Origin of the sequence: Arenibacter antarcticus (assembly GCF_041320605.1) — a bacterium.
Lineage (GTDB): Bacteria > Bacteroidota > Bacteroidia > Flavobacteriales > Flavobacteriaceae > Arenibacter > Arenibacter antarcticus.
In genome coordinates this window covers 2,389,764-2,402,233 of sequence record NZ_CP166679.1, presented here as the reverse complement: position 1 = coordinate 2,402,233, position 12,470 = coordinate 2,389,764, and the positions used below count along the sequence as shown (strand labels likewise).

The 12,470-nt window shown below is 36.6% G+C and carries 8 protein-coding genes; all 8 read left to right on the top strand.

The genetic code is table 11. The features are described 5' to 3' along the window. Nucleotides 1-156: 156 nt before the first annotated feature. A complete protein-coding gene (locus tag KCTC52924_RS09770; protein ID WP_251808046.1) occupies nucleotides 157-699 on the top strand; it encodes a thioesterase family protein in 543 nt (180 codons plus the stop codon). A gap of 128 nt (nucleotides 700-827) precedes the next feature. Then, nucleotides 828-989 (top strand): P1 family peptidase, encoded by a 162-nt coding sequence (locus KCTC52924_RS09765; protein ID WP_353057503.1) that lies wholly within the window; start codon nucleotides 828-830, stop codon nucleotides 987-989. Between the two features lie 366 nt (nucleotides 990-1,355). Next, the gene (locus tag KCTC52924_RS09760) at nucleotides 1,356-1,913 is read left to right on the top strand and encodes a DUF7010 family protein (RefSeq protein ID WP_251808045.1); all 558 of its coding nucleotides are present in this window, start codon (nucleotides 1,356-1,358) and stop codon (nucleotides 1,911-1,913) included. A gap of 113 nt (nucleotides 1,914-2,026) precedes the next feature. After that, the gene (locus KCTC52924_RS09755; RefSeq protein WP_251808044.1) at nucleotides 2,027-2,449 is read left to right on the top strand and encodes a hypothetical protein; all 423 of its coding nucleotides are present in this window, start codon (nucleotides 2,027-2,029) and stop codon (nucleotides 2,447-2,449) included. 277 nt (nucleotides 2,450-2,726) lie between these two features. Next, a complete protein-coding gene (locus tag KCTC52924_RS09750; protein WP_251808043.1) occupies nucleotides 2,727-5,687 on the top strand; it encodes a T9SS type B sorting domain-containing protein in 2,961 nt (986 codons plus the stop codon). 364 nt (nucleotides 5,688-6,051) lie between these two features. Next, nucleotides 6,052-7,308, top strand: a complete 1,257-nt coding sequence (locus tag KCTC52924_RS09745; protein ID WP_251808042.1) for a site-specific integrase — start codon at nucleotides 6,052-6,054, stop codon at nucleotides 7,306-7,308. A 454-nt stretch (nucleotides 7,309-7,762) separates the two neighbouring features. After that, entirely contained in the window at nucleotides 7,763-10,984 is a 3,222-nt protein-coding gene (locus KCTC52924_RS09740; RefSeq protein WP_251808041.1) for a SusC/RagA family TonB-linked outer membrane protein, read from the top strand. Between the two features lie 6 nt (nucleotides 10,985-10,990). Further along, nucleotides 10,991-12,424, top strand: a complete 1,434-nt coding sequence (locus tag KCTC52924_RS09735; protein WP_251808040.1) for a SusD/RagB family nutrient-binding outer membrane lipoprotein — start codon at nucleotides 10,991-10,993, stop codon at nucleotides 12,422-12,424. Nucleotides 12,425-12,470 lie beyond the last annotated feature (46 nt).

Below are 12,470 nucleotides of genomic sequence, written 5' to 3'. Positions count from 1 at the left end.
CAATGCCGGCAACTAACCTTGTATATGGGCAATGCAGGCTGAATGTTTAAAAGTGACTCTATTGAAATTAAAAAAATAATGGTAAATTGTAGGTGAGTACTTCGAGAATCATGCACTACGTTTATACTCATCGTTGTATGTAATTTTAGAACAGTTATGATTTATTATTGGTACACCATCATTAAAATATTAGTACTGAGACACTTCCAAAGTGAAGTGATTCATGATCAGACGATTAGACAAACGTTTAGAGTTGGACCGTTCGATTGTGATGGATTACGAGTAATGACAGCTTCAAAGTATCCTATGTATATGGACTTTATCCGTTGGGAATTAATTGCTAGGTCAAAATTATTTAATGCTATTGTAAAAAGAGGGCTTGCACCTACCTTAGGTTCACAAAAAATCATATATAGAAAACCCCTAAAAATTTGGTCAAAATTTGAGGTGATTTTAGAAAGTGTCGGAGGGGATGATAAGTGGGTTTATCATGTTCACTATTTTAAACAAGAAAATCAAGTCAAAGCTATCGGAATTACTCGGGCTCTTATTTGGAAAAAAGATATCCCAACTGCTCTTTCTGACATTATGAACGAAGTTGGAGCAACGGAAATAAAAGATCCACCATTATGGGTTTCAAATATTTTTAAGAAGGATAAGGAAATTATAGAAAATGCAAATCAAAAAAACTATAGCTAATTCCTATACCAAATAGGGCGTGAAGTCCGCCACATCTTTTGATTTTCTTAGCCTTTTCAACAGCAAATGAAAATGCTTTTAATTGGGACGAAACAACAACCGTAAAAACAATGCCGAATGACTAACTAATACCAGTTTTTGAAGCAACGGTACAAGCGGTTGAGGAAGCAATTGTCAACGCTATGGTAGCAGCTGAAACTATGGAAGGAATTAATGGATATAAAGCATTTGCTCTACCTCACGATTTACTCATAAAAACGCTTAAAAAATATAATCGACTAAAAAAATAACGTGGTAAATTGCGTGAATGGCTCCGCAATTAAATGACGGAGTGCACCCCTCACACTACCGAACCCTTCGGCTTCGCTAAGCCTATTAGGGACCTGCCTGCGCGTCCAATAGGCGGGCTTGCACCGTCTCGACCAATACCATATTTAGATGTGATAAAGATACTCATACTAGTCACACACAAGGTGTGTGGAAAATGGCTAGTGTTCTGCTAAAGCAATGGTAGCAAACCCGCAACTTTCCATATACAAACAGCTTGTGCTGCATTTAAAAAAAATAGTGATAGGATAAATTTCAGAAAATAAAGTAATTTTAAAGAACAATTATTGGGGGAGCCTACATCAATATAAAATCATCTAAGTTAACCAATGAATAAAAGAACACTAGAAGAGCAACGGATTGAATTTTCGAATCAAAAATTCGTCGCCACACCATTAGCTGGACTAATAGTTTGGACTATTATTGGACTTATTGGATTATTTTTCTCCGATTTTATAGCAGTTTGGTCTATTTTTATTGGAACAGGTAGTATTGTATATTTAGCGATGTTCATTTCAAAATTTACAGGCGAGAATTTCCTTGATAAAACAAAACCAAAAAACGAATTCGATAAGCTTTTTTTCTTTACAGTTGGACAAGCACTATTAGCTTATTCTATTGCAATTCCTTTTTTCATTATAGACTACTCCTCTTTACCTATGACAGTCGGGATTTTGACAGGCTTAATGTGGTTACCATTTTCTTGGATCATCAATCATTGGGTTGGAATTTTCCACGCAATTTTCAGAACTACAATAGTTCTTGTACTTTGGTATTTATTACCAGAATATAGATTTATTGCTATACCATTTGCAATCGTAGTGATGTATATAATTACCATTGGAATATTAAAAAAAAGGCGAAAAAGAAAGAAGTGGGAATCTTAACGCACCACAACACGCTATAAGTCATGGCTTGGTCCGTGACTAACAAAAGAGGTTCATGCCAAATCAGGTCACACCCATATACTAAACATTAGCAACAATTTAAAAGCATTGATATGAAGAAAATATTCCGATTAGTAATCGTTCTTTTTGTAACAACTTCGGCAAGTTGTCAATCATCGTCAGATTTTAAAAAAGTTGATGAATCCCAACTTAAGCAAGAGGATATTGAATCTGTAAAAATATTATCAGAAAAGATACTTACAGCACAAAAAAACGGTGGTCATTACAAGCTTTCGGAGAATGTGGCTATCAAAGAAATGGTGGATGGACTTAACGAAACGGTACAAAAAAAATCATACCAACAAATCAAAAATCTATTCGGGGAGTATCAAGACTTGAGATTTGAATCCTTAATGGAAAGCGAAAAAGGTAAAAAGCTCAGAATATATAGATTTAAAGGATTTTTTGAATCAGAATCGGATATCGAAATCCGAACGGTTTTAAACGATGAGGGAAAACTAGCAGGATTTTCATAAAACCATGGAAAGATGAATTATAATTTTGAAAGCAGTCTAATCGTAAATGGACCTTTTACTTGGTTGGACTAAAAAGTGACGTAGAACCCGGCGGAAACAACTCACTCAGACAAAGAAAAACAGTTGAAAACAAAACCTCCTAGACCCGCTTAGAGGAAGAGAACCAAAATTGGATGTTCTTTAAATGTTATTTCTTGCAACTCATAAAAAAGTTTTAACCAACTCACAAATAAATCCTATTTTGGACCATTATAGATTTTAATGGCCTACTTATTTTATGCAAAGAAATTTAACCTTACTAATATTTTTTTTGTTTTTAAATGGAATTGATGCACAAATTACATTAACTCATAATATCGGGAACAGTCCGATAAAAACAGGTATGACTTCTTGCCAGTATGAAGAAGCTTGGTCAAGAGCCTTTACCCTTTCTGATTTTGGTATCTCTACTGCAGATCAATTTATTATCACTACTGGACAAGTGGCCATTAGCAATTCATATGATGGTGCTCAATTGGTTTTTAACTTCTATAGCTTAAACTCTGAAACACCGGGGCGAAACCCCCAACGCATAAGTTATGGAAATGTGGTTCTCGCTCCTGAAATAGGAGATACTCCTGAAATTGTTCAGATTAACTTTAGTACGCCCATTACCATTCCTGCTGGAGTTGAAAGAATTTTAGTAGAAGTTACTCAAATGGATGATATTTATAATGATGAGTATAAAGAAGTCCTTATCGCTGGTACTGAATTTGATAATGACACATCCTGGTTTAAAGGCTGCAGGGAATATTACACCCCAATACCTACCGAAAACTTAAGCACTCCGGTTCCACATGCTAATTTCTTTATAAATGTTACTGGAAAAATACAAAACATAGCCAGTAGTGGTTCATCGGTAACATTATCGCATAATGTATGTGATGACATTATTGAAACGAGCATTCACTCATGTACGTCATCCTACATTTATTGGGCAAGGGATTTTTATTTAGAAGATTTTGGTATTTCTACCAATGAGGAATTCGTTATAACCTCTGGACAAGTTGGCGTTAACAAAGTTGGATGGTTACCGGAAATTAGTTTTAATGTTTATGCCATTGATGACAATTTTCCCAGTTCGTTTTCAGAAACCGATTTGATAGGGAGTAGTCAATACCAACAACTCTCACCGAATATAGACCGTAATTCACGAATTATAAATGTAGATTTTGATACAGCTGTAGTTGTTCCAGCTGGTGTTGAAAGAATTTTAGTAGAAGTACATAAGGGAATCGTTTATGGAGATGGAGTAGCTTTTATAGCAGGTTCTACACAAGATACCGGTATTTCATGGCAAAGAGGTTGTGTAACCGGAGGTCCTCATTCAACTGAATATGTTTCTACTGAAGATTTTGGTAGGCCAGATGCTAAGTTCTATATTAATGTTACCGGAGATGTTAATCACGTGACCAATGATTTTTCATTGAACATTTCCAATGTCTGTTCAGAATTTTTAAAAGAATTCAGCGTTGCTCCCACCGGCAGTATAGCATCAATAACATGGGATTTTGGGGATCCTGCATCAGGGGGAAACAATACCTCGACAGATGCATCTCCCTTTCATGATTTTTCTACCGAAGGTACCTACACCATTACCGCAACGGTCATTTCCAGCGATGGCAATGCTGAGGTGCTAACGGAAACCATAAATGTAAAAGAGCCTCCAAATGCTTACGGTATTGATAATATTTACGCATGTGAAGACAGCTTCAATACTGGTATTTCATCATCGTTTAATCTAGCTCAGGTTACCCAACAAATCCTAAGAGGCCAAAATAACATGACGGTTACTTTTATTGATGGAAGTGGTAATGAATTTACCACACTATCCTCTCCTTTTACCAATACCATTAAAGATCGGGAGACCATTGGCGTCAGGGTTGCTCATAACAATAATCTCTGTTGCTATTCCGAAACCACATTTGATTTAATTGTGAACCCAGTTCCAGACCTTTCGGCAGTCTCGGACCTTTTAATGTGTAGTAATGAAGCCAATGGGTTTGCTACTTTTGATTTGGAGCAAGTCCAAAATGACATCTTGGGCAATAACAACGCAACTTCAGTTTCTTTTTTTCGAGAAAATGGCAATCAGATTCAGGCGCCATTGAACGCAATTAAAAACCAAACCATAAACGAAGAAAAAATAACCGTGCGAGCATTTGGAAGCGTGGGTAATTGTTATGAAGAGACTCCATTGGTACTGAGAACATCTTCCCAGCCACAATTAAACATGCAACCTCCTGTTTATGCATGTGATAAGGGCAATGGGTTCGGCAACTTTGATCTTTCAAAAATTGAATCCGAAATTATTGGTAATCAAGTAGGCTTAAAACTTTCCTATTTTGATACAACTGGAGCTGAACTACCTAGTCCGTTATCAACATCTTACGAAAACAAGGTATCGTGGAAGGAGACCATAACGGTCCGTGCAGAGAATTCAATGAATACGCTGTGTTATGCAGAAACAAGTTTTGATGTAATAGTAAACGAACTGCCGACAACAATGCTGGAGTCAAGTTATTATTTATGTCATTTGGAACCTTCGCTACCTATTCAAATAGAAAATAATTTTGATTATTACAGTTGGTCGTTCGAGGATAACAGCATAATTTCTGATACGCATAAAGTAGACCTGATAAATGCTGGGAGCTATACTCTTACTTTGGGGAAAATTACAAATGGTGTATATTGTGAAAAGAACTTTAATTTTGAATTTATAAAATCATCGCCCCCAACCATAACGGAAGTAAAGCACAAGGGGCTATCCGATACTAATTTCATTGAAATAATAGCTTCCGGTAATGGTGATTTTGAATATTCATTGGATGGTATAAATTTTAAAAAAAGTAATTATTTTTTCAATATTATTGGTGGTACATATACCGCGTTGGTAAGAGATAAAAATGGATGTGGCGAGGATGTTGAGGAAGTTACAATTCTTGATTATCCAAAGTTTTTTACACCTAACAATGATGGTCAAAACGATTACTGGCAAATTTATGGGATTGACCAATTTCCAAGTTCTAGAATATTTATTTATGACAGATATGGTAAATTGTTGGTTCAGCTATCATCAAATGATTTAGGTTGGGATGGTTTGTTTAATGGCAGAGAAATGGTTTCAAGTGATTATTGGTTTAAAGCCAATCTTGGGGAAGGCACTATTTTTTCAGGACACTTTACGCTGAAGAGGTAAAACAATAAAAGCTTTTAATATGAACCTTTCTGTATATGCAGGAATAGAAGTTTTAAAATTTGACGTCAAAGAAAATTTCTTGCACCTATGTTTAACCTGTCCAAAACAAAAAAGGCTCCCAATTTCTTGGAAGCCTTGTCTTTGTTACTGTGGGCCCTACTGGATTCGAACCAGTGACCCCCTGCTTGTAAGACTCTAAAATCACATAATAAACCAACCTAAATTTAATCATATTTCACTGATTATCAATAAATTGCATGATTTTTAACAAATTTGATATTATATGATATCATACGATATCAAGAGAAAGTGAGCCTAAAGTGAGCCTTATTTTTCACTAACTTTAAGTTAAACGAGAGAGGTTATGGCTAAGGTAAGATTAATTTTAGACACAAGAAAATCAGCGAAAAGTATAGTTAACGGATTATATCCGGTCGCATTAAGAGTATTTCACCAAAAAACAAGGATTGTACGTCTACCCTACTATACCTCCCCTGCCGGATGGAATGACAAATCCATGCAAATTAAAAAATCAGCCCACAAAAACAATCATATTGATTGTGACAAGGCTAATGAAAATATTTATGATAAGCTGCATATTGCACGAAAACTAATCGTTGAACTTGGGGACAGTATCAACTCCATAAATGCCGATACGTTGGTCGGGTATATCCGAAAAGCATGGGACAAAAAAGTGGACACAAAAATACGGGAAGAAGTAGATAACGGTCTGACCTTATCCGAATGGGGGAAGGTAATCGTTGATAGAAAATTAAAATCAAACAACCCCGGCACCGCTGGCTGGTATGCCAATGGCATCAAGGCTTTCACAAAAATGAACGGAGATAAGGATTTACACTTAAATGAAATAACCGTTACCCTATTGAAAAATTTCCAGAGCGAACATGAGGCAAAGGGAAATTCTAAAAATGGCATTAGCTGCTATATTAGAGCCGTAAGGGCCGTTTACAACAGTGCTATTAAGGAAGATCAATTTATTGCCAAAAAAAATCCTTTCGACCACTTTAAAGTACCTTCCACAAGACGGACAAAAAAGAAGGCTATATTAAAAGAAGACTTTATAAAGATTCGAGATGTGAACTATAAAAAAAGATCGCCCATCTGGCATGCAAAGAATTATGCGCTTATCATGTTCAACTGTAGGGGAATGAACTTTATAGATTTGGTAAAACTTCAGATCAAGGATATATCCACAGATCGCATATTTTATGGAAGGAGCAAAACGGGGGACCAGCTTTCCGTTCGCATTACCGACGAACTCAACGAAATATTAAGCTTTTACCTTGATGGTAAATCAAATGAAGACTATCTTTTCCCAGCAAACTATGATGGGAGCACTAAGAGTTTCGAAAAATATAAATCCCTTCGAAGAAGGATGAATGGCCATCTAAAGACCATTGCGAAAGATTCCGGAATAGAGGAGGTGTTTACTACCTATACCATCCGTCATTCCTGGGCCACGATTGCTAAATATATGGGCATATCAACAGAGGTAATAAGCGAAGGCCTGGGCCATCATTCATTAAAGACAACACAGATTTACTTGAAGAGCTTTACCAATCATGTATTGGATGAAGCCAATGAATTGGTTGTTTCTTAATAAATCCAATACTCATCGCCAAAATTCTAAGCGATATTAAAATCAATTATTTAAACATCAAAAGGCTATTCCATTAAGCTCTTATTTGTTAATGTATCTTCAATCGATTCACAGTTCCTATAACAAAAAGACTAACAACACATAAAAGCGTTATCAACTTTTATTTGAATGTTGAAGTGAAATTTATTCTTTCAAAGCTATTTCAAAACTTAAAAAAGATGAAGATAATATTCAATATTACAAGGTTTCTGTGTCTATATATTTTATTTGCCTAATTCTGGTAATGCGTGGAATAGGTGAGACATCTCAATTAATCTCTATATCCTGAAAATTTATCAAACTTTCTGAAACTTTCTGAAATAAACAATGAATATTGGTTAATCATGAATAAACTCCTAATATTGGCCAAAATGAAAATTAACCTAATCTAAATCATACAATCACACCAAAACGAATGAAAACAAAATTAAAAATTATTCTAACACTCATACTGGGGTTAGTTGTGCAAATAACAGTTGCACAAGAATCACAAATCATATCTGGAACTGTCTCAGATTCGGACAACCTGCCTCTACCTGGAGTAAATGTACTAGTTAAAGGGACTACTCGTGGAGTTATGACAGATTTTGATGGCAACTATAGTATAGCTGTTAGTAAAGGAGAAATTTTGGCTTTTACCCATATAGGAATGAAAGCCGCCGAATATCCAGTTCAGAACGCTACTACCATAAACGTTGTACTTCAGCACGATGCTTCCCAACTAGAAGAAGTAGTTGTAACTGCTCTAGGTATTACAAGAGAAAAGAGGTCTCTTGGATATGCTACTCAGGAGGTAGGTGGAGACGAGGTAAACACTGCAAAAGAAGGTAACTTTGTGAATTCCTTATCTGGAAAGGTTGCAGGTTTAAGTGTCACAAAGAGTAGTACATTGGGAGGATCTTCCAACGTTATTATTCGGGGTTATACTTCTCTTACAGGAAACAACCAACCTTTATTTGTGGTTGACGGTGTACCCATAAGTAATGAAAACACAAATACATCGAATCAACAAACTGGTCGTGGGGGATATGATTATGGTAATGCCGCAATGGACGTAAATCCTGATGATATCGCCTCTGTTAACGTTCTAAAAGGTGCTGCTGCATCTGCTCTCTACGGTTCTAGAGCCGCAAATGGAGTAATTATTATCACCACTAAAAAGGGGCGAAAAAACGATAATATTGGGGTAACCATCAGCTCTGGCGTTAGTTTCTCTACATATGACAAAGACACCTTTACAAAGTATCAAAAAGAATACGGTGCCGGTTATGGAAAAATTTATGGTCCCAACAAAAATTCTTATTTTAATGAATGGGATGTTAACGGGGACGGAAATGCAGATCAAGTAGTCCCCTTTACAGAAGATGCGTCCTATGGAGGAAGGTTCGATCCAAATCTACTTGTTTTTCAATGGGATGCCTTTTATCCCGAATCTTCCAACTACATGAAAGCAACTCCTTGGGTGGCACCTCAACGTGGGCCCGAATCAATTTTCAAAACAGGTGTTTCACTGAATAATAGTATTTCCATAGACGGTGGCACAGATATCAGCACTTATAGATTAGGCTACACACTTTATGACCAAGAGGGAATTCTTCCTAACAGTAAAATCAGAAGAAATACAGTCAACTTTAAAGGAACTCATGAGTTCACTGAAAAGCTAACTTCTGGAGTAACTGTAACTTATACTAACACCGATGGAAAGGGAAGGTATGGAACCGGATATAGTAATACAAATATTTTTCAATCTATGCGCCAATGGAACCAGAACAACGTAGATTTTGAAGCACAAAAAAATGCCTATTTCCAAACCGGAAGAAATATTACTTGGAACTATGCAAATGCCGAAGGTGGAAATTTTGATGCTATCTATACGGATAACCCGTACTGGCAGTTATATGAAAACTATCAAACTGATAACAGAGATCGTGTATATGGTGATTTTAATGTGAACTACAAGCTAACCGATTGGGTTAATGCCACAGGTAGAGTTTCTATGGATAATTATACCGATTTAAGAGAAGAAAGAGCAAATGTTGGAAGTAATGGAGTTTCCCGATACGGTCGTTATGATGCGAATTATTCGGAACTAAACTACGATTTACTCCTAAATTTCAACTACAATATTACAGAGGATTTAAACTTTTCCGGATTATTAGGCGCAACGGCACGAAGACAAAAATTTCGCCAGATGCGGGCTAGTACTACTGGAGGATTGGTAATTCCAGATTTATTCGCCTTAGCAAATTCTAAGAACTTACTGGTTCCTCCCGAAGAGGTATATGAAGAACTACATACCAATGGTTATTTTGGAAGCGCCTCTTTTGGGTATCAAAACTTCCTTTTCCTAGATGTAACTGGACGTATTGATGAATCTTCTTCTCTTCCTAAAAGCAACAATTCTTATTTTTATCCTTCGGTTTCCACAAGCTTTGTTTTTTCTGAATTGTGGAATACCAACTGGTTAACTTTAGGTAAATTTCGAGCCAATTTTGCTGAAGTAGGGAATTACGCTCCACCCCTGTCAATTCACAACGTTTACTCAAGTCCTACCAACTTTAGGACTCCGCTATATTCCGTATCAAGCACAGCAAATAATCCTGATTTAAAAAACGAAACCACTAGGAGCCTAGAAGTTGGTTTAGAAATGGAATTCTTTAATCGTAGATTAGGGTTTGACGTAGCAGCTTATAAATCGAATTCTATAGATCAATTAATGCCCGTAACAGTTACTGGCGCCACTGGATTTACAAAAAGATGGGTAAATGCTGGAGAAATTGAGAATAAAGGATTTGAAACAAGTATTCATTTTAGTCCTATAAGAAATGAGGATTTCGAATGGAGAATTAACGCTAATTGGTATAAAAACGAAAGCGAGGTCTTATCCCTATTTGGCGATAATAAAAATCTACAGTTAGCTTCCCTTCAAGGAGGAGTTACAATCAACGCTACTGTAGGACAAGCCTATGGGACTATCTGGGGCACTAACTTTGAATATCTAAATGGAGAAAGAGTTATTGACCCAGATAACGGTAAATTCGTTGTCGATGAAAATCCCCAAACCATAGGAGATATCAATCCAGATTGGAAAGCAGGTATAAGTAATACACTATCTTATAAAAACCTTTCACTTAGCTTTCTCATTGATATTCAGAAAGGCGGAGATGTATTTTCTCTTGACACCTGGTATGGCTATAGAACTGGTGTAACTGCAAATACCGCAGGGTTAAATGAGATAGGAAACCCAGTACGAGACCCTGTATCTGCAGGTGGCGGACTATTATTAAATGGCGTTAATCCCGACGGTTCGCCCAATGATACGCGTACTCATGTCCAGGATCAGAGCACAGCTATAGGATCTAAAGCAGCACCACACGCTTATCATGTATATGATGCCAGCTTTGTGAAATTAAGAGAAGCAACATTGTCCTATAGCCTACCAAAGTCAATAGCCGAAAGAATTTCCATGTCAAATATAACTTTATCTGCAATTGGTAGAAACCTTTGGATCATTGATAAAAATATACCATATTCCGATCCTGAAGCAGGATTAAGTTCAGGAAACATACAAGGGTATCAGTCTGGGGCAATCCCAACTGCAAAAGAATACGGATTTAACTTAAAGTTGCAATTTTAAACAATTATGAAAAAGATAATATTAATAACATTCTTGATTGGAGCCACCCTAGCGTGTTCTGATGATCTATCAGATGTTAATACAGATAGTAAAAGCCCTACAGTGGTAGGAGCTGATGTGCTTTTCTCCAATGCCACCAAGAGCTTGTTTGACCAAATGGTCAACGTCAGTGTAAATAGGAACATCTTTACAATGGTAGCTCAATATTGGACACGAACTACCTATATAGAGGAAGCCAATTACAATCTAATAAAAAGAAATATTAATGGAAGCCATTGGAACATCCTTTATACTGAGGTTCTAAAGAATCTTACCGAAAGTAAATTGATTCTTAGTACAAATCCAAACGCCTCTATACCTGAGGCTCAAACTTTAAACCAACAAGCAATGCTTGAAATATTACAAGTTTTTACCTGGCACGTGTTGGTCGATACTTTTGGAGATATTCCTTATTCAGAAGCACTTAACTTAAATAATAGCACACCTGCCTATGATGACGATAAAGCTATTTATGAAGATCTTGTTATTAGACTAAATGCTGCCATCACTCAAATTGAAGTTGGAGCAGGCGGTTTTACAGCTGGTACGGATTATATTTATGACGGAAATGCCTCGAAATGGAAAAAGTTTGGTAATTCTTTAAAACTAAGAATGGCTTTACGATATGCAGATTTTGATGATGCTAAAGCAACTAAAATGGCGAAAGAAGCCATTGAGTCTGGGGTATTTGAATCCGAAGGAGATAATGCATTTATGGAATACGAAGCTTCCGCTCCAAACACAAACCCAATATGGAATGATCTTGTTGAATCTGGGCGAGCAGATTATGTTGCAGCTAATACACTTGTTAATACCATGAATAAGCTAGATGACCCAAGAAGGGATGATTACTTTGCCCAAAATCAAGGAGAAGGAGTTTATATTGGTGGAACTTATGGTGGTGCTGGAAATACTCACGGTAATAGTACCATTTATAACGAACGTTTTGAAGACCCTACTTTAGAAGGTGTACTTATAGACTATTCAGAAGTGGAGTTTCTAATTGCTGAAGCAGCTGCAAGAGGTTATATTTCTAAAAATGCCCAAACCCATTATAATAAAGCTATTACCTCCTCAATTATCTATTGGGGTGGAACCGAAGTTGAAGCCAATACTTATATTGTGCAACCAGAAGTTCAATATATTCCATCCCTGTGGAAAGAACGAATTGGCGAACAAAAATGGATTGCGCTTTATAATCGTGGATTTGAAGCTTGGTCCAGCTGGAGAAAGCTTGATTTCCCACAACTTCCAAATGCAGTTGAGGAAGATATTCCGGTGCCATTACGATATACCTATCCTACTACCGAGGCCACTTTGAACGGAGATATGTGGAAAGCTGCATCAAGTGCAATTGGTGGAGATGAACAACAAACACCCATTTTCTGGGATGTAAACTAATTAATTAAATCAAAGCCTGCTCAGTTACTGAGTGGGCATTTTTTTG

Bases quoted from the DNA above. Each gene is read 5' to 3' on its own strand.
- KCTC52924_RS09750 (WP_251808043.1), top strand. From the start codon at position 2,727: ATGCAAAGAAATTTAACCTTACTAATATTTTTTTTGTTTTTAAATGGA.
- KCTC52924_RS09745 (WP_251808042.1), top strand. From the start codon at position 6,052: ATGGCTAAGGTAAGATTAATTTTAGACACAAGAAAATCAGCGAAAAGT.
- KCTC52924_RS09760 (WP_251808045.1), top strand. From the start codon at position 1,356: ATGAATAAAAGAACACTAGAAGAGCAACGGATTGAATTTTCGAATCAA.
- KCTC52924_RS09770 (WP_251808046.1), top strand. From the start codon at position 157: ATGATTTATTATTGGTACACCATCATTAAAATATTAGTACTGAGACAC.
- KCTC52924_RS09735 (WP_251808040.1), top strand. From the start codon at position 10,991: ATGAAAAAGATAATATTAATAACATTCTTGATTGGAGCCACCCTAGCG.
- KCTC52924_RS09755 (WP_251808044.1), top strand. From the start codon at position 2,027: ATGAAGAAAATATTCCGATTAGTAATCGTTCTTTTTGTAACAACTTCG.
- KCTC52924_RS09740 (WP_251808041.1), top strand. From the start codon at position 7,763: ATGAAAACAAAATTAAAAATTATTCTAACACTCATACTGGGGTTAGTT.